This window comes from Staphylococcus roterodami (assembly GCA_022493055.1).
Classification (GTDB): domain Bacteria; phylum Bacillota; class Bacilli; order Staphylococcales; family Staphylococcaceae; genus Staphylococcus; species Staphylococcus singaporensis.
Window position 1 is genome coordinate 2,228,720 of record CP092781.1, and the last position, 24,241, is coordinate 2,252,960.

Below are 24,241 nucleotides of genomic sequence, written 5' to 3' on the forward strand. Positions count from 1 at the left end.
CATTCGATACTTTAAAATTATCGTAGCATACTACAACTAATTGTCAGACTATTATAACAAATTAAAGTATGTAGCATCTCTTTTTTTAAATCAAGATTACAATATTATGGTTAAATAAAAACACCCCTTTAGACTTATCATCTAAAAGGGCGTCTTTTATACTTTAATTTTTAAAACATGCACTGATAAAATATGCGTAATTATTCTACAGTAACTGATTTAGCAAGGTTACGTGGTTTATCCACATCTAAATCTCTGTGTAATGCTGCATAATATGAAATCAATTGTAATGCAACTACTGAAACTAATGGTGTCAATAATTCATGTACATGTGGAATGACATAAGTGTCGCCTTCTTTTTCAAGACCTTCCATAGAAATGATACATGGATGCGCACCACGTGCTACTACTTCTTTAACGTTACCACGAATTGATAAATTAACGTTTTCTTGAGTTGCTAAAGCTACAACTGGCGTGCCATCTTCGATTAATGCAATCGTACCATGTTTAAGTTCTCCACCAGCAAAACCTTCTGCTTGAATGTAAGAAATTTCTTTAAGTTTTAATGCACCTTCTAAACTTACATTATAGTCAATTGTACGTCCGATAAAGAATGCATTACGCGTTGTTTCTAAGAAATCTGTTGCAATTTGCTCCATAATCGGCGCATCGTCAACAATCGCTTCAATAGCTGTTGTTACTTTTGCCAATTCTCTTAATAGATCAATATCCGCTTCACGACCATGCTCTTTCGCAACGATTTGAGATAAAATTGATAATACTGCAATTTGCGCAGTATATGCTTTTGTAGATGCAACTGCGATTTCAGGACCAGCATGTAATAACAATGTATGGTCTGCTTCACGAGATAACGTAGAACCAGCAACATTTGTAATTGTTAGTGATTTATGTCCTAATTTTTTAGTTTCAACTAATACTGCACGGCTATCTGCTGTTTCACCTGATTGCGAAATATAAACAAATAATGGTTTTTCAGATAACAATGGCATGTTGTAAACAAATTCAGAAGCAACGTGTACTTCAGTTGGTACACCAGCCCATTTTTCTAAAAATTCTTTACCTACTAATCCTGCGTGGTAACTTGTACCAGCTGCAATTACATAAATACGGTCTGCTTCTTTAACATCATTAATGATATCTTGATCAATTTTCAAGTTACCTTCTGCATCTTGGTACTCTTGAATAATACGACGCATAACTGCAGGCTGTTCGTGAATCTCTTTTAACATATAGTGTGCATAAACACCTTTTTCAGCATCTGATGCATCAATTTCAGCAGTATATGAATCACGATCTTGAACATTTCCATCTGCATCTTTAATAATTACTTCGTCTTTTTTAACAATAACGATTTCGTGATCATGGATTTCTTTATATTTGCTTGTCACTTGTAACATTGCAAGTGCATCTGAAGCGATAACGTTGAATCCTTCACCTACACCTAATAATAAAGGTGATTTATTTTTAGCAACATAGATTGTGTCTTTATCTTCAGCATCTAATAAACCTAAAGCATATGAACCATGTAACAATGACACAACTTTTGTAAATGCTTCTTCAGTTGATAGACCTTGATTTGAAAAGTATTCAATTAATTGAACAATAACTTCTGTATCTGTTTCTGAAATGAATGATACACCTTGTAAATATTCATTTTTTAACTCTTCATAGTTTTCAATAACACCGTTGTGTACTAAAGTAAAACGGCCATTTGAAGATTGATGAGGATGAGAGTTTTCATGGTTAGGTACACCGTGAGTTGCCCAACGTGTGTGACCGATTCCAACAGGACCATCAAAATCACTACTATCAGCAACTTTACGTAATTCTGCAATACGTCCTTTTTCTTTAAATACAGTTGTATTATCTTCATTTACTACAGCGATACCTGCTGAATCATAACCTCTGTATTCTAATTTTTCTAAACCTTTTAATAATAATTCTTTGGCATTATCATAGCCAATATAACCTACAATTCCACACATAACTTCATTTTCCTCCATATAGGAATAGTACGCGTAAATTATGATTTATTGTCGATAATTTAGATTGACAATCTACTTTCATAATATAAATGTGGAATGTACTATTTTGCATTCATCCCACAACAAATCAAGCATAGTTATATCTATTAACTACACAAAATGCTTACTCTGTACTTTCCTTTTTAATATTTTTATATTTAGTTTCTGGCGATCTTATTAACTTTGTCCATTAAGTCACCTTAATGTTTTACTTAATAAGCTAACGAATGAGCCACATCCGGGATAGCATCCGCCGATCTATTCGATCACTATCCTCCTCGTCTACAAATATATAAATCACGTTCTATAAAGACCACTCTTATATTAATCTTTAATCTTCAAACATAATCATTTATTTGCACAGGCGCTTTAACTGTATTACCGAACTTTCCCCCTTTCCATTAATCATTATTGTACAACGGTGCTGTTTTATTTTGCAAATATTTTCACAATAAAATTTTAAAAATCCTAAAACAATATTTTTGTTTTACATTTTCAAAATATCTACGCGGTCACATTTATGACACTTTATTTAATTTTGTCACATTAATTTTGACAAAGTTGATTTTTGTTTATATTGAGGATTGCGTTATGGCTCTTTACACTAAAGATAGTCACATACATTAAAAAAGAGGTGTAAATATGTCGCAAACTGAAGAGAAAAAAGGAATTGGTCGTCGCGTTCAAGCATTCGGATCATTTTTGAGTAGTATGATTATGCCAAACATTGGTGCATTCATCGCTTGGGGTTTCATCGCGGCCATTTTTATAGATAATGGTTGGTTCCCGAATAAAGATTTAGCTACGTTGGCTGGTCCAATGATTACTTATTTAATCCCACTATTGATTGCATTTAGTGGCGGTCGTTTAATTTATGATTTACGTGGTGGTATTATCGCTGCAACGGCAACTATGGGGGTCATCGTTGCATTACCTGATACACCAATGTTACTTGGAGCTATGATTATGGGTCCTTTAGTTGGTTGGTTAATGAAAAAGACAGACCAATTGATTCAACCTAGAACACCACAAGGTTTTGAAATGCTATTTAATAATTTTTCAGCTGGTATTTTAGGATTTATCATGACAATTGCAGGATTTAAAATTTTAGCACCACTTATGAAATTTATCATGCATATTTTATCAGTTGCAGTAGAATCATTAGTGCATGCACATCTACTTCCACTTGTAAGTATTTTAGTAGAGCCTGCAAAAATCGTATTTTTAAACAATGCAATTAACCATGGTGTATTCACACCGCTTGGTGCAGATCAAGCTGCAAAAGCTGGTCAATCTATTTTATACACAATTGAATCTAATCCTGGACCAGGTTTAGGTATCTTACTTGCATATATGATTTTTGGGAAAGGTACTGCAAAAGCAACTTCATATGGTGCTGGAATTATCCACTTCTTCGGTGGTATTCATGAAATTTATTTCCCATATGTATTAATGCGTCCTTTATTATTTATCGCTGTTATTTTAGGTGGAATGACTGGTGTTGCAACTTATCAAGCAACAGGATTTGGATTTAAAAGTCCCGCGTCACCAGGTTCATTTATTGTTTACTGTTTAAATGCACCTAGAGGTGAATTCTTGCACATGTTACTCGGTGTCTTCCTTGCTGCACTTGTATCATTTGTCGTAGCAGCTTTAATTATGAAGTTCACTAAAGAACCTAAACAAGATTTAGAAGCTGCAACTGCTCAAATGGAAACTACTAAAGGTAAAAAATCTAGTGTTGCATCTAAGTTAGTATCTTCTGATAAAGATGCGGAAGTTGAAGCGAATGTAAGTACTGAAGCAAAAACGAATGCGGATGAAACACCTACCTTAGAGGATGATCCTGAAGCATTATTGGATAATTACAATACTGAAGATGTTGATGCACACAATTACAATAATATAGACCATGTTATATTTGCCTGCGATGCGGGTATGGGTTCTAGTGCAATGGGTGCAAGTATGTTACGTAACAAATTCAAAAAAGCAGGCATTAATGATATTACTGTAACAAATACTGCAATTAACCAATTGCCAAAAGATGCACAATTAGTTATTACTCAGAAAAAATTAACTGACCGTGCTATTAAACAAACACCAAATGCCATTCATATTTCAGTGGATAACTTCCTTAATTCACCAAGATATGAAGAGCTTTTAAACAATCTTAAAAAAGATGATCAAGCATAATAATTAAATAAATTATAAATGGAGGATACCGCCATGTTATTGAGTACACGTGAAAAAGAAATGATAGCCCTATTGATTAAATATAACGGTCAATTTGTCACTATACACGACATAGCTCAGCAACTTGCGGTGTCCTCTCGTACTATACATCGTGAATTAAAGGGCGTTGAAGCATATTTAACTTCCTTTTCATTAACTTTAGAGCGTGCAAACAAAAAAGGGATTCGCATTGCTGGTGCAGAATCTGATTTAAATGATTTGAAACAATCCATCGCACAACATCAAACAATTGATTTATCTGTTGAAGAACAAAAAGTAATTATTTTATATGCTCTGATACAAGCTAAAGATCCAGTTAAACAATACAGTTTAGCTCAAGAAATTGGTGTTTCAGTCCAAACTTTATCGAAGATGTTAGATGATTTAGAAACTGATTTAAATGGTTACCAATTATCTTTATCACGTAAGCGTGGCGAAGGTATTTATCTAGTAGGTACTGAATCGAAAAAACGTGAATTTTTGAGTCAACTTATGGTGAATAACTTAAATAGTACTAGTGTCTATTCCGTTATTGAAAATCATTTCGTTTTTCACTCTTTGAATCAAATTCAACAAGACTTTGTAGATTTAGAACGCATTTTCAATGTTGAACGATTATTAATGGATTACTTAAGCGCCCTACCTTATCAACTTACTGAATCAAGTTATTTAACTTTAACAGTTCATATTGTTCTATCCATTACACGTATAAAAAATGGTGAGTATGTTGCTTTAAATGAAGAAATTTATGATTCTGTGCAACATACACTAGAACATAAAGTAGCAAGTGAACTTGCAGATAAACTTGGTCAAATTTATGATGTGACATTTAACCAAGCAGAAATTGCATTTATTACAATCCATCTACGTGGCGCTAAACGTAAAAATCTCAATGATACGTCATCAAATAATCAATGTGAAGAGAATAAAATTAAGTCATTCGTCAAAAAAGTAGAATCAATTTCAGGCATGAACTTCGCAGACTTAGATACATTAGTTGATGGATTGACGCTTCATCTTAATCCAGCCATAAATCGGCTACAAGCTAATATTGAAACGTATAATCCCTTAACAGACATGATTAAATTCAAATATCCAAGATTATTTGAAAATGTCAGATTAGCATTAAATGATTGCTGGCCTGAGTTGATTTTTCCAGAAAGCGAAATTGCATTTATTGTATTACATTTTGGTGGCTCAATTAAAAATCAAGGTAATCGCTTTTTAAATATATTAGTTGTATGTAGTAGTGGCATGGGTACTAGTCGCCTATTATCTACACGTCTAGAACAAGTTTTTAGTGAAATTGAGCGGATTACACAAGCATCTGTTAGCGATTTAAATAATCTTGATTTAACACAATTTGATGGCATCATTTCAACAGTGAATTTAGACATTACATTCCCCTATCTAACAGTAAATCCATTGTTACCTGATAGTGATGTAAGTTATGTCGCTCAGTTTTTAAACACAAAATCTATTGAGCATGATGAAACTGTTTATGCCATGAATGATAATAAACTAACCAATTTAGAAAATCTAACTTCTTTTAAAAATAATCGTAAATCTAATACAGATTCTTCCTTTGATGATGATAATCAGTTAAGTGATCATCAGTCTGAACAATTGATACAAAATATGGGTTCGGGTTTAACATTAGTTGATTCAGTGAAAATAGATTATACACATGTTAATCAATGGAACAAATATATTGCAGATTACTTACATCAACATGATGCGATTTACGATGTACAGTCATTCGCTGAACTTCTAGAGCAACGGTTGAAAGATAATCCTGGATGGATATTAGATCCCTATCCAGTTGCAATACCACATCTAAAAGGCAAGTTAATTAAACGACCACTGATTTTAATTACACTTTTAGATCAACCGTTAGAATTGCCTAGTATTCAAAATGACCATTTTACAATTAAATATATGATTTCAATGTTTATTCCTGAAGATGATTTTATGTCAACACTAGTAAGTGACTTATCTGAAATTTTAAGTTTGCACTTAGAATCTATTGATACTTTTATGGAAAAACCACAGGAATTAAAAACATTATTAAGAAACAAATTTTTAAAACGAATTCAAAACCAATTTATTTAGGAGTGTAAAAAATGAGTGAATTATTTAGTAATGACAATATCTTTTTAAATGTAAATGTTAGCAGTCAAAACGAAGCTATTGAAAAAGCAGGCAAAGCCTTAGTTGATAGTGGTGCTGTAACAGATGCTTACATTCAAGCAATGAAAGATCGCGAGCAAGTGGTTTCAACATTTATGGGAAATGGTTTAGCTATTCCGCATGGTACAGATGAAGCAAAAACAAATGTGATTCATTCAGGTTTAACGTTATTACAAATTCCTGAAGGTGTTGATTGGGATGGCGAAGTAGTTAAAGTTGTTGTTGGCATCGCTGGCAAAGATGGTGAGCATTTAGACTTATTATCTAAGATTGCTATTACTTTTAGTGAAGAAGAAAATGTTGACCGTATCGTTCAAGCAAAATCTGCAGAAGAAATTAAACAAGTTTTCGAGGAGGCAGATGCATAATGAAAGCAGTTCATTTTGGTGCTGGTAATATAGGTCGTGGGTTTATTGGATATATTCTAGCAGATAACAATGTAAAAGTAACATTTGCAGATGTAAATGAAGAAATCATTAATGCATTAGCTACTGAACATCAATATGATGTTATTTTAGCTGATGAGTCTAAAACAACAACACGTGTAAATAATGTTGATGCGATTAACTCAATGCAACCTTCTGAAGAATTGAAACAAGCAATTTTAGAAGCAGATATTATTACAACAGCCGTTGGTGTTAATATTTTACCGATTATTGCTAAATCTTTTGCACCATATTTAAAAGAAAAAACAAATCATGTTAATATAGTCGCTTGTGAAAATGCCATTATGGCAACTGATACTTTGAAACAAGCGGTTCTTGATATCACTGGCCCTCTTAGCGATAATATTCATTTCGCTAATTCTGCTGTTGATAGAATTGTACCATTACAAAAGAATGAAAATATATTAGATGTTATGGTAGAACCATTTTATGAATGGGTTATTGAAAAAGATGCATGGTATGGTCCAGAATTAGAACATATTAAATATGTTGATGATTTAACACCATATATCGAACGAAAATTACTGACTGTTAATACAGGTCATGCTTATCTAGCTTATGCTGGAAAATTTGCTGGTAAAGCTACAGTTTTAGATGCAGTTGAAGATAGCTCAATTGAAGCTGGTTTACGTCGTGTTTTATCAGAAACAAGTAAATATATTACCAATGAATTTGACTTTACTGAAGAAGAACAAGCTGGTTATGTTGAGAAAATTATTGATCGTTTCAACAATCCTTATTTATCTGATGAAGTAACACGCGTAGGTCGTGGAACACTACGTAAAATTGGTCCTAAAGATAGAATCATTAAACCATTAACTTACCTTTACAATAAAGATTTAGAGCGCACTGGCTTATTAAATACAGCAGCATTATTATTAAAATATGATGATTCAGCAGATCAAGAAACTGTTGAGAAAAATAATTATATTAACGAGAATGGCTTAAAAGCTTTCTTAAAAGAATATGCAAAAGTTGAAGACGGTCTTGCTGATGAGATAATCAACGCATACAATTCACTTGCATAATTTATTGAGGTTGTTGTTTAAATTGTATATTTTAAATGATAATAGTAAGAGATTTGTTGTAGCTTGCAAATATAATTTATTTACGTTAAATCTCTAAATATTAAAATACTCCCTTCAACATAGGCACGGATATTGTGCTATGTATGAAAGGAGTATTTTTCTGTTAATTAAATGTTTTACTTATACGTTATCAATTAAGTATATTGACGAATACTAAAACATATTGACGTTAACTTTAGTATTTGGTTATTTTCATAAGAATTATTTCACCTTGAAATAATTTTACATTCAAATTTTTGAATAAGTTTTATTCTTCTGTTTGACGATCTTTCTTAGTGAATCTTCTAATTAAGAATGCCATACCTGCACCAAGTGCTAATTCAGCATACGGTAAATCATCATTATGTGACATACCAGTATCTGGTAATGCTTTAGCTTTTTGTTTAGTTTTATTATCTTTGTTTTGTTGAACTGCTTTTACATTATTTTGTTTATTGTCAGTCTTAGTTACTTTATGCATTCCTTGATTAGAATTATTGCTACCATTAGAAACTGTACCTAGTGTCGCTTTCATGTCATCGTTTTGTGTATCTTCAACTTTATTATTTGCAGTTGAAGATGAAGTTGAACCTGCTGATGGTTGGTTATCCTTAGCTTCACCATTTGTAGTTGCAGTTGTACCTACTGATGCTTGATCATCCTTAGCTTTGTTATTTGCAGCTCCCTTATCCAAATTATCTTTTGAATTCATACTACCTTTTGCATTGGCATCTGTTGGTGTTGCTGTTTCATTTGCTGAATCGGCATCAACTTCACCTGTTGGTTTTTCTGTTTCATTTGCTGCAACATTAGTTTCAGACTTTGGTTGACCATTATCTGATTGATCTAACTTGCTTTCACCTTTATCTTTTAAAGACTCAGAAGGATTTTGTGATTCAGTTATATTTGCTGATGGTAATGTTTCATTTGCAGATTCTACCATATTTTGATTAGTAGAATCTTTACTATCTTTTTCTGACTTAGGTGTAACTTCAGATTTTGGTTGTACAACTTTATCGTTGTCTTTTTCGTTTTCAGCATTTTTATCTGTTTTTGGACTTTGATTTGATTCATTTGTTGCTGATTCAACATTTCCTTCAGTAGCTGATGTTGCTGCTGTGTTCTCAGTTGTACCAGGAGCGTTAGTATTTGCTTCTGATGTCTCACTATTGTTATTAGTTGTTGACTCAGTTGCATTTGTTGGTGCTGATGTACCATTATTATTTGTTTCTACAGTTGGTTGTTCAGTTGATCCATTATTTGTTGCTACATCTGTATTACCATTAGTTGTTGACTCAGTTACATTAGGTTGTGCAGCATTTTCTGATGTTGCATTTGCATTTGAATTAGCTGTTGCATTAGCATCATCTGATCCACTATTTGTTTCATTTTCATCTGGATCATTTTGAGGTACAATCGCTTCAATTGCTGGTATCGTTACATTTTGTAATTCAGCAACTTCAGCATTTGATTGAGTTTTAGCTAAATCTTCAACAAATCTATCATGACTTCTACTTAAATCATTAAGAGCTGTTTCTTTCGCGGCTTTATTTGCATCTGCATTATTAATTGTTTCTTTTTGTTTGTTAACAGCATTTTCGATTTCTTTCAAAGCATTTTTCTTAGCTTCTGGATTAATTTGTTGTCCTTTTAGTTTTTCAAGAGCATTATTTTTCACAGTTTCAATTTCTGCATTCGTTGTTTGGTCAGAAATATCTTCTGTTGCTTTAGATAAAATATCTTCCAAAGTATTTGTAAATGCTTCTTTTTCTTCAGTTGTTGCATCTGTGTTAGCATTAACATTTGCTTCAATTTTGTCTAATGCTGTTTCTAATTCTTCAATCGCTTGTTGTTTATGTGTTGAGTCAATTTGAATATTATCAAATGCTTCAAGTCCTTGAGCTTTCGCTTTTTCCACTTCAGCAGTTGTTGTTGCATCAGTAATACCTTTTTTAGCTTGATCTGTAATTTGTTTAATAGTTGCTAATGCTTCTGCTTTTTCTTCAGATGTTAATTGGTCACTATGCTCAATAGAGTCTTTTGTGTCTTCTGCTTTAGCATCAATTGCTTGGTTCGCTTTAGGTTTAACAGTAGCATCTACTTGAACAGCGTCAATTGCCGCTTTACCTTGTGTTAAGGCATCATCTACGTCACCATTATCTACACCATTATTGATGCTTTCTAGTGCAGTTTGAACATTTTGGTTAACTTGGTTGATAGCTTGTTGTTTTTCATCTTGCGTTGCATTATTATCTGCTGAGATATTATTTCTCTTTTGATCTGCATAAGCATATAAATCTGTAGTTGCTGTTTCTTTCTTGCCAGTTGGAATCGTATAATCGTTAATATTATCTAAATCATTATGAATTTGTACTTCAATATCATCTTTAGATGTAGCTTGATTAACATTTTGATCCGCAGTTTGTTTTAATTCAGCAAGTTTTTGTTTTGCTTCAGCGATTTCATTTGAAGTAGAAGCATTAGAGTTATCCGCTTCGTTCACTTTAGCATTGTATGCAGCTTCAATCTTAGCTAAAGCATCTTTTTTGTATTCGCTAAATGTTTTAACTGCATTAATTTTAGCTTTTCCTTCTTTAACCGCATTATCAACATATTCATTTGTTGATGATTGATCGACATTTGTTTTCGCTTGATTTAACGCTGCATCAACCTCTTGTTTTGCATCATTAATTTCTTGTTGTGACGCATTAGGTGTTTGTTCAATTTGTGTTTTCTTATCAGCTGCAACTTGATCTAATTCTGTTTTACCTGCTGGTTTCTTAATAGGATTTGCATGAAGTTGTTGAACTTTTTGAACTGCTGTGTCTTTAGCAGTAGAAACATCACCTGTTGTATTTGCAGCATTAATATTATTTAAGCCATCTTCATATGCTGCTCTAACTGGTTCTATATCTTTTCCTTTTTCTTCATTAGTAGTCGTATTATCACTAAGAATTTCAGTTATTTTATTTTGCATTTCATTCAGCAATTCAGCTCTTGCATTCGTTTTAACATCTGTTGATGCTTGAATTGGATCAATTGCTTGAATTGCATTATCTTTTGCAGTGTTTACATCATCTATTGACTGTGCATTTTCAATATTTTGATTACCTTGTGTTAATTGTGCGTCTACTTGTTGATTTGCTTGTTCTTTTTCTTCAGTAGTCGCATCTGCAGTTTGTGCTATTTGTGCTTTTTGATCATTTGCTTTTGTTGCTAATTCATCTTTAGCAACATCTTTAATTGTTGTATCTGCAGTAATACCTTGTATATCAGCAACTGCTTGATCTTTAATTTGTGTTACATCATTTGTTGTTTGTGCATTTAAAATATCTTGATAAGCTTTTTCCTTAGCTTTAGTTACTAAATCTTTTGCTGCATTTTTCTCTTCAGTTGTAGCACCTGCTGTATTATCAATAGCTTGATTTTGAGTTGTAACAGATTGGTCTACTTCATTTTTCGCATTCGATTTAACTGCTGTTGCTGGATGTGTGCTTTGAATTGAATTTTTCCCAGCATCTTTCGCTGTATCTACACCATTATTGTCAGTTGCAGCTGTAATATTATTCTTCGCGTCTGTAACTGCTGTTGCTAATTGTTGAATTGCTGCTTCTTTTTCTTCATTTGTAGCATTTTGATCATTATTAATAACTGCTGTTTGAGCTACTTGTAATTGATCAATCTCATCTTTAGCCGCTTGTTTCTTAACAACTTTAGGTGTTACCGCATTAATTGCTGCTTCTGCATTTGCTTTAGCTTCATCAACTTGTGCGTTAGTAGTTGCTGCTGAAATGGCTTGATTTGCTTTACCATTTTCAGTATTTGCTTCTGCATCAGCTGCTTGTTTTTCTTCATCTGTTGCATCTGGCGTAGCTTGAATCTCTTGTAATTTGTTGTTTAAAATTGTTGTGATTTCATTACGTGCAGTTGCTTTTTTATTAACAGTTGGTGTTACTTGGTCAATACTAGTCTCACCATTTGTTTTAGCTTGATCAACATCATTTTGACTATTTGCAGCTTCAATGTTGCTATTTGCTTGTGTCGCTGCATTATCTACATCCGCATTAGCTGCTGCAATTTCTTCTGCAGTGATGTCTTGAGTTTGAGCGATTGCTGCTTTACGCTCATTCACTTTTGTAGCAATTGCTTGTTTCGCATCATCTTTCGTTGTTGTAGCTGATTGAATTGCTTCAATTTTAGCAATTTCTTCATTTTTAGCCGCTTCAACTTCCGCATTTGAATGAGCTGCATCTATTGCTGCATCAGCTGTTGTTTTTTCTGTTTGAACTTGTTGTTTTGCTGCTGTTTTTTCTTCTGTTGTAGAACCGTTATTTCCATCAATTGCTGTTTCTTGAGCTTGTACTTTGTCGGCTATCGCTTGTTTTGCTGCTGGTTTAACATTAGCATCTGGCGTAATTGCAGCTATTGTAGCTTCATTAGTAGTTTTTGCATTATCTACATCACTATTAGCTGCTGCGTTATCAATATCTGTATTAGCAGTAACTACTGCTTGATCAACTTTATCTTTTGCAGCTTGTTGTTCTTCAGTTGTTGAAGTATTCATTGCTTCAATTGCTGTTTTACGTTCGCTAGCTTTTTGAGCTATTTCCGCTTTAGCATCAGATTTCTTAGTTGTTGCCGCTTGAATTTGATTAATTGCAGCAATAGCATTATCTTTAGCTGTTGCTACATCACTATTTGAATTTGCTGCATCAAGATTCGTTCTCGCCTCTTGTTTTTTAGCATCCAATTGTGTATATGCAGCTTCTTTTTCTTCTGTTGTTGAATCATTACTATTTTGGATTTCTTGTTTACGTGTATTATATGCGTTTTCTACTGCTGCATCAGCTGCTGGTTTAACTCTAGCTTGTGTTTGAATTGCATTGATTTTATCTAAAACCTTTGCTTTAGTCTCAGCAACTTCTTGTTTTGATTTAACAACTTGAATGTCATGTAAGCCTTCTTTTTGAGCTGCATCTACTGCTGCATCAGCTTCTGCTACTTCTTCATTTGTTGCATTTGAAACCGTTGCATTTTGAGCTTTTCGAGCTGTTGCAGCTTGTTTAACTTCTTTATATGCATCCATTTTAGTTTGTGTTGAGTCAGTAATATTTTCGATTTTGAAAATTTCTTCGTTTTTAACTCTCTCTAAATCTTGTGCAGTCGTAGTCGCTTCAATAGCTTTAACTCCTGTAGCTTTTGCTGCATTAATACGTTCAATTGCTTCTGCTACTTCCTCATTCGTTGTATCAGGATTTAAAGGTGCCTGGTCAATTTGAGCTTGTACAACTTCTTCATATTCATCAAGTGCAGCTGTTTTTGCTGATGTAGAAGGTGCAGTTTGATTAATATCATTTATTGCTTTCGTTTTAATTGCTTCTACTTGTGCATTCGTTGTTGCTGCATCAATATCTTTAATTGCTTTCGTTTCAATTTGGCCAATTTTATTGTTAGCTGCATCTTTTTCATCTTGTAAAGATGCTGTAGACTTTTTAATTTGTTGTTTACGAGTTGTAACTGCTTGTATAATATCTTGTTTCGCCTGTGGTTTAACAGTCGGAGTAATAACATCTTGTTCTAATACTGCAATTCCATTATCTTTTTCAGTTGTAACACCTTGATCTGTTGTTTGTTTATTAATTTCTGCGATTGCATTATTTTTATCATTGTTAATTTTAGTTACTAGTGCTGTAATCTCATCTTGCGTAACTTTTTTACTTTGTTGAGCTGCTTCAATCTTTTCTTGTGCTTTAGCATCTAACTCTGCAATTGCTGCTTGGTCATCAATTAATGCAGCTTGTAGTTTAGTTACTAAACCATCTATATCTGCTTGAGATGCACGATTTGCAGTTTCAACATGATTAGCATCTTCATTTAAAATTGTGTCTGCTTGTTGTTTTAGTTTATTGTATTCTGCAATAGACGCTGTTGTGTAATGATTTTCATCAACTTGTGAATTAACTTGCTGTTGCAATGCATCTTTATTCATTTCAACTGCTACTGAAAATGGATCAGCTGTTAATGTAACTTCTGGTTGCGCATTACCAACAATAACATCTGAAGCAGTACGATATGTTAATTTTTCATTAAAATCAATATTTTTAGGTGTATCAATATTCGCAACATTAACCTTATATGATAATTTTAAAGATTTATCCGGGAATAAAACTTCTTTCGTATGAGTACCACGTGCTGTTGTCACACCTTGGCTTGTAAATGTTAATTTATTGGCATTTTGATCATAATTAACAGTCATATTTTTCAATACTGTACTGTCTTCATTACCATTAGGGAATGTTGTAGTTAATGAATCATTAACGTACGTTACACCTTGTGGTAAAGTTACTTCATATTTAAATTGATCCGCTTTTAAAGATGCACCAAAATTACCATTGTTACCAATTTCAGTGTTAATAGTATATTCTTTATTGTTTGTTGCTTTCGGTGCTAAATCTCTATTTTTGACATATAAATGAGATCCTGAGAATAATCCAACATTATCAATGAATGAGTAGTATTTGTAACCGTCTTTATTTGTTGTAATTCTTGAAGCATCTGCAACTGCTGTATTATCTGGAATGAATTGTAATTCTAAACGATCAGCATCCGTTGGCACTTTAAATAAGTGCGCAGTTCCAGTCTTAGCTACATTTACAGTTGCTAATTCAGTATTCTTCTTAGCATCTTTAATAACTAAATTTGTTGCACCTTGCTTACTATTTGTTTGCATTGTTGTAAAATTGATAATTAATTCTGAATCTGGTTTAACAGATACAGTTTTTGAAATACCATTAAAGTTACCATGATCCGTTGAATCATTCGCATTGACACGACCTAACGCCGCAACATTTCCTTTTGCTTGATAGTTTTGAGGATTGTTCTTATCAAACATATCGCTTCGTCTTAATTCAGAATTAACGAAACCAATTTTACCGTTATTAATTAAAGAGTATCCATCTACATGATCTGTAACAGTTACAGTTGGATCTTGTCTATTTTCATCTGTTTTAATTGCAGGATCATCAAATGTTAATGTTGTATTGATACTACCTTCACCTGTATTACTTGCATTTGGGTCTTGTGTTTGTGTGTTTGCTACAGGTGCTGCTGGTTGCGCCGCTGTTGGTTGACCTGCAGGTGCTGCATTAGCTGGTTGTGTTTGATTGGCAGGTGTTGCATTATTAGCTGGTGTTGCTTGATTATTTCCTTGACCTGCCTGATTTGCTGGAGCTGCTTGGTTTCCTGGTTGTGCTTGGGCAGCATTATTGGGAGCTGCTTGGTTGCCTTGTCCTGCTGGTTGAGCCTGTGCTGTATTATTTGGATCAGCTTGGTTTCCTTGTCCTGCTGGTTGTGCATTTGGATCTGCTTGTCCAGCTTGATTTGCTGCTGGTTGAGCTTGATTAGCTGGAGTTCCCGCTGGTTGTGCAGTTGGTTGAGCTTGTCCCCCTGGTGTACCAGCATTTGCGTTAGGCTGAGCATTTGCATCAACTGGTTGATTTTGTGCTGGCTGATTTTGCTCTGCTGCAGACGCTGTCGGGTTAGTAGATATAAATGTAACAGTAGCAATTAAGGCTGAAAAAATACCGACATTAAATTTTCTGATACTAAATTTTTGTTGTCTGAATAAATTCATTAAGTCATCCTCCTGGTTGATTATTCTTGCTGTTAAATGATGTCACTTAATCAACTTTTAATATAAACAGCTTTCTTCCATCTTATAAAAGACAGAACAATTCTATCTAATTAAAATTAATTTTATCATCAATATATATTGAGTACCAGTGTATTTTATATTACATATTGATTACTTTATTTTTAATTAGTTTGTATCATTTTTCATTTGTAGTATAAATTATTTCTACATGCACAAAAAAACCGATGCATTTGCATCGGCTTATTTTCCTCATAAAATTATTTATCTAATCCCATTTTCTCTTGAACTACATCAGCTATTTGTTGTGCAAATCGTTCAGCATCTTCATCAGTTGCCGCTTCAACCATGACACGAACTAATGGTTCAGTACCAGAAGGTCTCACTAAAATTCTACCTTCTCCATTCATCTCTACCTCAACTTTTGTCATAACTTCTTTTACATCAACATTTTCTTCTACACGATATTTATCAGTTACACGTACGTTAATTAAAGATTGTGGGTATTTCTTCATTTGTGAAGCTAACTCACTTAAAGATTTCCCAGTCATTTTAATAACTGAAGCTAAATGAATACCTGTTAATAATCCATCACCTGTAGTATTATAATCCATCATGACAATATGTCCCGATTGTTCTCCTCCAAGATTATAATTTCCACGACGCATTTCTTCAACAACGTATCTGTCTCCAACTTTTGTCTTATTTGATTTGATACCTTCTTGTTCAAGGGCTTTATAGAAACCTAAATTACTCATCACTGTAGAAACAATCATATTATTATTTAATTCTTGGTTTTTATGCATTGCTTGACCAATTATAAACATAATTTGATCGCCATCAACGATTTGTCCATTTTCATCTACTGCGATTATTCTATCTCCGTCGCCGTCAAAAGCAAGTCCGAAATCACTTTCAGTCTCTAATACTTTTTCAGCTAATTTTTCAGGATGTGTCGACCCGCATTTTTCATTAATATTGTAACCATCTGGACTACAACCAATTGTTTCAGTATCAGCTTCTAAGTCACCGAATAAAAATGGTGCTAGTGATGATGTTGAGCCATTTGCTCCGTCTAATACAATTTTTAAGCCTTCAAAGTTAACATCAACAGTTGATTTTAAATAACTTAAATATTTTTGTGCACCTTCAAAGTAATCTGAATAATGCACGATATCATTACCAATCGGTCTAGGTAATTCTGGATTCTCTTGATCCAATAATGCCTCAATTTCATTTTCTTGTTCATCAGATAATTTAAAACCATCCGAGCCAAAGAACTTAATACCATTATCTTCCACTGGATTATGTGATGCTGAAATCATTACACCTAATTCTGCACCCATTTCACGTGTTAAATATGCAACACCTGGTGTTGAAATAATTCCTAAACGCATAACTTCTGCACCGATTGAAATCAATCCAGCAATTAACGCTGATTCTAACATTTCACCTGAAACTCTTGTATCACGACCAACAAGTACACGAGGATGTTTTTCTCCTTTATTATGCGCTAAAACATAACCACCATATCTTCCTAATTTAAATGCCAATTCTGGTGTTAATTCTTGGTTTGCGACACCTCTTACTCCGTCTGTACCAAAATATTTTCCCATTGTTTACTCTCCTTTATTTTAGCTATTTATTTTACATTGATATAAGCTTTTGTTTCACTTGGTTCTGCTTTAGATACACCATCTGGCAGATCAATTTTAACAGTTTTTTCAGTTGATTCAGAAATTCCATCTAAATCTACTTCTGCATCCACTTCACTTATATTTTGTAAGTCATCACGACTTCCATAGATTTCTATCTCTTTATCTTCTAAGTCAATCGAGCTTAATTCTTTATCATCTGCTAAACTACCTTTTTGTTTAACATTTACTTTTACTTTTTTACTGAATGGTGCTACTTTAACCTGTAAATTTACTTCATTAGGTTGAATTGAGACATTTAATTTATTCAATTTTTTATCAAATGCGGTTACTTCTGCAACATCTTTTGTGTCACCTGTAATTTTTTTATTACTGTTGAATGTTGCTTTTAAGTATGCAATCTCTTTCAATTGATCTTCTCCACCAGTTACTTTAACAGTTTGAGGAGACACTTCTTGTTTTGTAATTTTGTATAGTGAGTCAATATCACTTTGACTTACATCTGGTTGAACTGTCATTTTCTTAGTGACTTTGTTTTCAAGTGTAATATTAGCCACTTTAGGTTTAACGGAATAATGAATGTCATCAGCTAAACCTTTAACTTGATATTTTTCTTGATATTTTCCTGCTTTTGCATTCGTTAAATCAATAACGACTCTTAAATCTTCTGGGTTTTCAATTTTTAATATTTTAGATTGTGGACCTGAAATAGTAACATTAACAGTTTCAGGCGCTTTTGTTAAATGTAAATCTTTTGAATTATAAAGAATTTCAACTGGTACATCTTGAATCGTCTTATTTGATTTTTGACCAAGATTGCCAGTATTAAAGATATTTCCAAAAACATTGTTAACAGATAAAAAGAAAAACAATGCCAAAAGAAAGGCAATAAATCGTAAGCCCCATTTACTTTCCAGCATATTATTTCACACCTTTCTTTTGAAAACGTGTGCCAAACCAATGTTCAGCAAGCAATTCTTCAAAAATCTCATTTGAAATGTCTCGGCGCAATTTTCCATCAAATGTCACTGAAATATCACCTGTTTCTTCAGATACGATGACTGTAAATGCATCAGATACTTCTGAAATACCTACAGCAGCTCTATGTCTTGTCCCTAAGCTCTTAGAGATTTTAGCACTATCAGACAATGGTAAATAACTTGCTGCAGCAGCTATCTTAGTACCTTGAATAATCATCGCACCATCATGTAAAGGTGTATTAGGTATAAAAACATTTATCAGTAGTTCTTGTGAAATATTTGAATCCATTGCAATACCTGTTTCAATATAATCTTGTAGACCCGTTTCTTTTTCAAAGACTATTAATGCTCCTATACGTCTCTTAGCCATATATTGTACGGCTTTTGAAACAGATTGAATCAATTTCTCTTCATCTTTACTATACGTATTTGACGTATAACGTTTTAAAAAGCTACCTCTACCAAGTTGTTCTAACGCACGTCTAATTTCTGGTTGGAATATAACTATTAAAGCTAATACCCCCCATTGAATAACGATATCAAATAATTTAGATGTCGCAGTTAAGTTTAATATCATACTTATCTGTTGGCCTATAACAATTACTAATATCCCTTTAAGTAATTGTATCGCTTTAGTTCCCTTAAAGACTGTAATAAGAAGATATAGTACATACCAAACAATTAGTAAATCAAGGATACTCGTTACTATTTTTAACGTACTGAGGTTTTGAAAAAAGTTGGAAAAATCCATAACATCTCCTCCGGGTAATATTTTTCCATAATACCCATTATACCAATCATTTACAGCACTGTCATACGAACACATTTTTAAATTGAAAAAATTTATTTTAAAGTTTTTAAGCGCTCATTTTCTTTTTAGTAAATTAAAAAAGTAGTGCAAAAAGTGGAAGATACTTTTACACTACAAATCGTTCATTTATAATAATGTTTCACCAAAAAATGTTCCAATTAAAGAAACAGCCTGCTCTGCAGTATGGTTATTGTGATCGATTAACGGATTAACTTCTACTAAATCCATAGAAGTTACTAATTGTGATTGATGTAATAATTCTAATGCAAAATGACTTTCTCGATAACTAAGACCTCCTAAAACCCTAGTTCCTGTTCCAGGCGTTTCTAAAGGATCTAATGCATCAACATCTAATGATAAATGTAAACCATCAACATTTCGCGACTTTAAATATGTTAATGTACTTTCAATAACTTCTTTTATACCTACCTTGTCTATATCAGCCATTGTAAAAGTTTTAATGTCATTATCTTTAATAAATTGTCTTTCTCCTTTATCTAAATCTCTCATACCAATTAAAACGATATTTTCTGGTTTTACTACATTTTTATTAAATTCTAATAATTCTTTAGGACCTTCACCAGTTAAAATTCGTAAAGGCATGCCATGAATATTTCCACTTGGAGATTCTTCTGGAACGTTTAAATCTCCATGAGCATCATACCAAATTACTCCTAAATTATTATAATGATTACTTATAGCTGAAATAGAACCTACTGCGATAGAATGATCACCTCCGAGTACAAGAGGAAATCTATTATTATTTATTGATTTTGATACTTGATTATTAAGTTTTCCAGTAACTTCTAATATCTCATCATAGTTTCTCAAACCATTTTGCTCACTTTGAAATTTTTCTATATCTACTGTTGGTACTTCAATATCCCCTTGATCATAAATCTCAAGATTTAATTGTTTTAAACGTGGAATTAAACCAGCATATCTAATTGCTGTTGGTCCTAAATCAACACCTAGCTTTCTTTGTCCAAATGTTGATGGTACACCAATAATATCTATTGCTTTTCTATTACTCATAAGCGTCCCCCTTTGCTCTACATAAATCCAGAATAATGTATGCGCTTTCTATAATCAAGTAATACCTTGGGAGTTGGACAGAAATGATAAAGAACCACTAATGATTTATTATGCTTTTTTGGTTCTATAATAAATCGGACTGATGGAAAAAGTATTTTTCTTTCCATCAGTCCGATTTTTTGATTTTGAATATAAAAAAAGCACTTTCCAAAATGGAAAGTGCATGTAGTGAGCCATAGAGGATTCGAACCTCTGACCCTCTGATTAAAAGTCAGATGCTCTACCAACTGAGCTAATGGCTCTAATGGCTGGGCTAGCTGGATTCGAACCAACGAGTGACGGAGTCAAAGTCCGTTGCCTTACCGCTTGGCTATAGCCCAATATATAGATGGTGGAGGGGGGCAGATTCGAACTGCCGAACCCGAAGGAGCGGATTTACAGTCCGCCGCGTTTAGCCACTTCGCTACCCCTCCAGCTTATTCAGTTATTAAAATAATCAAAATGGTGGAGAATGACGGGTTCGAACCGCCGACCCTCTGCTTGTAAGGCAGATGCTCTCCCAGCTGAGCTAATTCTCCAAAATAATGACTCCTACGGGACTCGAACCCGTGTTACCGCCGTGAAAGGGCGGTGTCTTAACCGCTTGACCAAGGAGCCATGGCTCCACAGGTAGGACTCGAACCTACGACCGATCGGTTAACAGCCGATAGCTCTACCACTGAGCTACTGTGGATTAATATTATAAGCCTGGCAACGTTCTACTCTAGCGGAACGTAAGTCCAACTACCATCGACGCTAAGGAGCTTAACTTCTGTGTTCGGCATGGGAACAGGTGTGACCTCCTTGCTATAGTCACCAGACATATGAATGTAGATTATACATTCAAAACTAGATAGTAAGTAAAAGTGATTTTGCTTCGCAAAACATTTAATTTGATTAAGTCTTCGATCGATTAGTATTCGTCAGCTCCACATGTCACCATGCTTCCACCTCGAACCTATTAACCTCATCATCTTTGAGGGATCTTATAACCGAAGTTGGGAAATCTCATCTTGAGGGGGGCTTCATGCTTAGATGCTTTCAGCACTTATCCCGTCCACACATAGCTACCCAGCTATGCCGTTGGCACGACAACTGGTACACCAGAGGTATGTCCATCCCGGTCCTCTCGTACTAAGGACAGCTCCTCTCAAATTTCCTACGCCCACGACGGATAGGGACCGAACTGTCTCACGACGTTCTGAACCCAGCTCGCGTACCGCTTTAATGGGCGAACAGCCCAACCCTTGGGACCGACTACAGCCCCAGGATGCGATGAGCCGACATCGAGGTGCCAAACCTCCCCGTCGATGTGAACTCTTGGGGGAGATAAGCCTGTTATCCCCGGGGTAGCTTTTATCCGTTGAGCGATGGCCCTTCCATGCGGAACCACCGGATCACTAAGTCCGTCTTTCGACCCTGCTCGACTTGTAGGTCTCGCAGTCAAGCTCCCTTATGCCTTTACACTCTATGAATGATTTCCAACCATTCTGAGGGAACCTTTGAGCGCCTCCGTTACCTTTTAGGAGGCGACCGCCCCAGTCAAACTGCCCGCCTGACACTGTCTCCCACCACGATAAGTGGTGCGGGTTAGAAAGCCAACACAGCTAGGGTAGTATCCCACCAGCGCCTCCACGTAAGCTAGCGCTCACGTTTCAAAGGCTCCTACCTATCCTGTACAAGCTGTGCCGAATTTCAATATCAGGCTACAGTAAAGCTCCACGGGGTCTTTCCGTCCTGTCGCGGGTAACCTGCATCTTCACAGGTACTATGATTTCACCGAGTCTCTCGTTGAGACAGTGCCCAAATCGTTACGCCTTTCGTGCGGGTCGGAACTTACCCGACAAGGAATTTCGCTACCTTAGGACCGTTATAGTTACGGCCGCCGTTTACTGGGGCTTCGATTCGTAGCTTCGCAGAAGCTAACCACTCCTCTTAACCTTCCAGCACCGGGCAGGCGTCAGCCCCTATACATCACCTTACGGTTTAGCAGAGACCTGTGTTTTTGATAAACAGTCGCTTGGGCCTATTCACTGCGGCTCTTCTGGGCGTTAACCCTAAAGAGCACCCCTTCTCCCGAAGTTACGGGGTCATTTTGCCGAGTTCCTTAACGAGAGTTCGCTCGCTCACCTTAGAATTCTCATCTTGACTACCTGTGTCGGTTTGCGGTACGGGCACCTATTTTCTATCTAGAGGCTTTTCTCGGCAGTGTGAAATCAACGACTCGAAGACACAATGTCTTCTCCCCATCACAGCTTAGCCTTAATGAGTACCGGATTTGCCTAATACTCAGCCTTACTGCTTAGACGTGCAATCCAATCGCACGCTTCGCCTATCCTACTGCGTCCCCCCATCGATTAAAACGATTATAGGTGGTACAGGAATATCAACCTGTTATCCATCGCCTACGCCTGTCGGCCTCAGCTTAGGACCCGACTAACCCAGAGCGGACGAGCCTTCCTCTGGAAACCTTAGTCAATCGGTGGACGGGATTCTCACCCGTCTTTCGCTACTCACACCGGCATTCTCACTTCTAAGCGCTCCACATGTCCTTGCGATCATGCTTCAACGCCCTTAGAACGCTCTCCTACCATTGTCCAAAGGACAATCCACAGCTTCGGTAATATGTTTAGCCCCGGTACATTTTCGGCGCAGTGTCACTCGACTAGTGAGCTATTACGCACTCTTTAAATGATGGTCGCTTCTAAGCCAACATCCTAGTTGTCTGGGCAACGCCACATCCTTTTCCACTTAACATATATTTTGGGACCTTAGCTGGTGGTCTGGGCTGTTTCCCTTTCGAACACGGACCTTATCACCCATGTTCTGACTCCCAAGTTAAATTAATTGGCATTCGGAGTTTGTCTGAATTCGGTAACCCGAGAAGGGCCCCTCGTCCAAACAGTGCTCTACCTCCAATAATCATCACTTGAGGCTAGCCCTAAAGCTATTTCGGAGAGAACCAGCTATCTCCAGGTTCGATTGGAATTTCTCCACTACCCTCAGTTCATCCGCTCACTTTTCAACGTAAGTCGGTTCGGTCCTCCATTCAGTGTTACCTGAACTTCAACCTGACCAAGGGTAGATCACCTGGTTTCGGGTCTACGACCAAATACTAAACGCCCTATTCAGACTCGCTTTCGCTACGGCTCCACATTTACTGCTTAACCTTGCATCAAATCGTAACTCGCCGGTTCATTCTACAAAAGGCACGCCATCACCCATTAACGGGCTCTGACTACTTGTAAGCACACGGTTTCAGGTTCTATTTCACTCCCCTTCCGGGGTGCTTTTCACCTTTCCCTCACGGTACTGGTTCACTATCGGTCACTAGAGAGTATTTAGCCTTAGGAGATGGTCCTCCCAGATTCCGACGGAATTTCACGTGCTCCGTCGTACTCAGGATCCACTCAAGAGAGACAATATTTTCGACTACAGGATTATTACCTTCTTTGATTCATCTTTCCAGATGATTCGTCTAATATCGTCCTTTGTAACTCCGTATAGAGTGTCCTACAACCCCAACAAGCAAGCTTGTTGGTTTGGGCTCTTCCCGTTTCGCTCGCCGCTACTAAGGGAATCGAATTTTCTTTCTCTTCCTCCGGGTACTAAGATGTTTCAGTTCTCCGGGTGTGCCTTCTGATATGCTATGTATTCACATATCGATAACATGACATAACTCATGCTGGGTTTCCCCATTCGGAAATCTCTGGATCAAAGCTTACTTACAGCTCCCCAAAGCATATCGTCGTTAGTAACGTCCTTCATCGGCTTCTAGTGCCAAGGCATCCACCGTGCGCCCTTAATAACTTAATCTATGTTTCCACCATTTTTATAAGTCAAACACTAGCATAAAGCTAAGTTCTTTTATAAAAAGATTTAAACGCGTTATTAATCTTGTGAGTGTTCTTTCGAACACTAGCGATTATTTCTTATGAATTCAAGCTTATTTAAAACTCTTTATTCACTCGGTTTTGCTTGGTAAAATCTATATTTTACTTACTTATCTAGTTTTCAATGTACAAAATAAAAATGAATGTTGAATAAACATTCAAAACTGAATACAATATGTCACGTTATTCCGCATCTT

Annotated in this window: 10 protein-coding genes, 6 tRNA genes and 2 rRNA genes; 4 read left to right on the plus strand and 14 right to left on the minus strand. The window is 35.4% G+C overall.

Translation table 11 applies throughout. From position 1 onward, the window contains the following. Positions 1–200 precede the first annotated feature (200 nt). Entirely contained in the window at positions 201–2,006 is a 1,806-nt protein-coding gene (gene glmS / locus ML436_10910; protein UMT77640.1) for a glutamine--fructose-6-phosphate transaminase (isomerizing), read from the minus strand. A gap of 681 nt (positions 2,007–2,687) precedes the next feature. Between glmS and ML436_10915 the strand changes: the two genes are divergently transcribed. The 4 genes from ML436_10915 to ML436_10930 are packed head-to-tail and all read left to right on the plus strand — an operon-like array spanning position 2,688 to position 7,941. Continuing rightward, positions 2,688–4,238 carry a PTS mannitol transporter subunit IICB gene (locus ML436_10915; protein ID UMT77641.1) on the plus strand — a complete coding sequence of 517 codons (1,551 nt, stop codon included), beginning with the start codon at positions 2,688–2,690 and terminating at the stop codon, positions 4,236–4,238. Positions 4,239–4,271: 33 nt separating this feature from the next. After that, positions 4,272–6,389 (plus strand): BglG family transcription antiterminator, encoded by a 2,118-nt coding sequence (locus ML436_10920; GenBank protein ID UMT77642.1) that lies wholly within the window; start codon positions 4,272–4,274, stop codon positions 6,387–6,389. 11 nt (positions 6,390–6,400) lie between these two features. After that, complete coding sequence (locus ML436_10925; protein UMT77643.1) at positions 6,401–6,835, plus strand: PTS sugar transporter subunit IIA; 435 nt, start codon at positions 6,401–6,403, stop codon at positions 6,833–6,835. Further along, positions 6,835–7,941 carry a mannitol-1-phosphate 5-dehydrogenase gene (locus ML436_10930; protein UMT77644.1) on the plus strand — a complete coding sequence of 369 codons (1,107 nt, stop codon included), beginning with the start codon at positions 6,835–6,837 and terminating at the stop codon, positions 7,939–7,941. Before ML436_10925 ends, ML436_10930 begins: the two co-directional genes overlap by 1 nt. A 307-nt stretch (positions 7,942–8,248) precedes the next feature. On the opposite strand, the gene fmtB is transcribed toward ML436_10930, so the two are convergent. From fmtB to ML436_10995, 13 genes are all read right to left on the minus strand, one after another. Beyond that, positions 8,249–15,613: an LPXTG-anchored DUF1542 repeat protein FmtB gene (gene fmtB, locus ML436_10935; protein ID UMT77645.1), complete on the minus strand. Its 7,365-nt coding sequence runs from the start codon at positions 15,611–15,613 to the stop codon at positions 8,249–8,251. Positions 15,614–15,891: 278 nt separating this feature from the next. Next, complete coding sequence (gene glmM / locus ML436_10940; protein UMT77646.1) at positions 15,892–17,247, minus strand: phosphoglucosamine mutase; 1,356 nt, start codon at positions 17,245–17,247, stop codon at positions 15,892–15,894. A 26-nt stretch (positions 17,248–17,273) separates the two neighbouring features. Next, positions 17,274–18,206 (minus strand): CdaR family protein, encoded by a 933-nt coding sequence (locus ML436_10945; GenBank protein UMT77647.1) that lies wholly within the window; start codon positions 18,204–18,206, stop codon positions 17,274–17,276. Position 18,207: 1 nt separating this feature from the next. Then, positions 18,208–19,017 carry a diadenylate cyclase CdaA gene (gene cdaA, locus ML436_10950; protein UMT77648.1) on the minus strand — a complete coding sequence of 270 codons (810 nt, stop codon included), beginning with the start codon at positions 19,015–19,017 and terminating at the stop codon, positions 18,208–18,210. 186 nt (positions 19,018–19,203) lie between these two features. Beyond that, a complete protein-coding gene (gene rocF, locus ML436_10955; GenBank protein ID UMT77649.1) occupies positions 19,204–20,112 on the minus strand; it encodes an arginase in 909 nt (302 codons plus the stop codon). A gap of 229 nt (positions 20,113–20,341) precedes the next feature. Next, positions 20,342–20,414 (minus strand) — tRNA-Lys (locus tag ML436_10960). A gap of 3 nt (positions 20,415–20,417) precedes the next feature. Beyond that, a tRNA-Gln gene (locus ML436_10965) sits at positions 20,418–20,492 on the minus strand. A 9-nt stretch (positions 20,493–20,501) separates the two neighbouring features. Continuing rightward, positions 20,502–20,585 (minus strand) — tRNA-Tyr (locus ML436_10970). 29 nt (positions 20,586–20,614) lie between these two features. Beyond that, positions 20,615–20,690: transfer RNA gene (locus ML436_10975), tRNA-Val, on the minus strand. 7 nt (positions 20,691–20,697) lie between these two features. Then, positions 20,698–20,769: transfer RNA gene (locus tag ML436_10980), tRNA-Glu, on the minus strand. Between the two features lies 1 nt (position 20,770). Beyond that, a tRNA-Asn gene (locus tag ML436_10985) sits at positions 20,771–20,845 on the minus strand. Between the two features lie 12 nt (positions 20,846–20,857). Next, positions 20,858–20,972, minus strand: a 5S ribosomal RNA gene (rrf, locus tag ML436_10990). Positions 20,973–21,044: 72 nt separating this feature from the next. Continuing rightward, positions 21,045–23,967: ribosomal RNA gene (locus tag ML436_10995) — 23S ribosomal RNA — on the minus strand. Between the last annotated feature and the right edge of the window lie 274 nt (positions 23,968–24,241).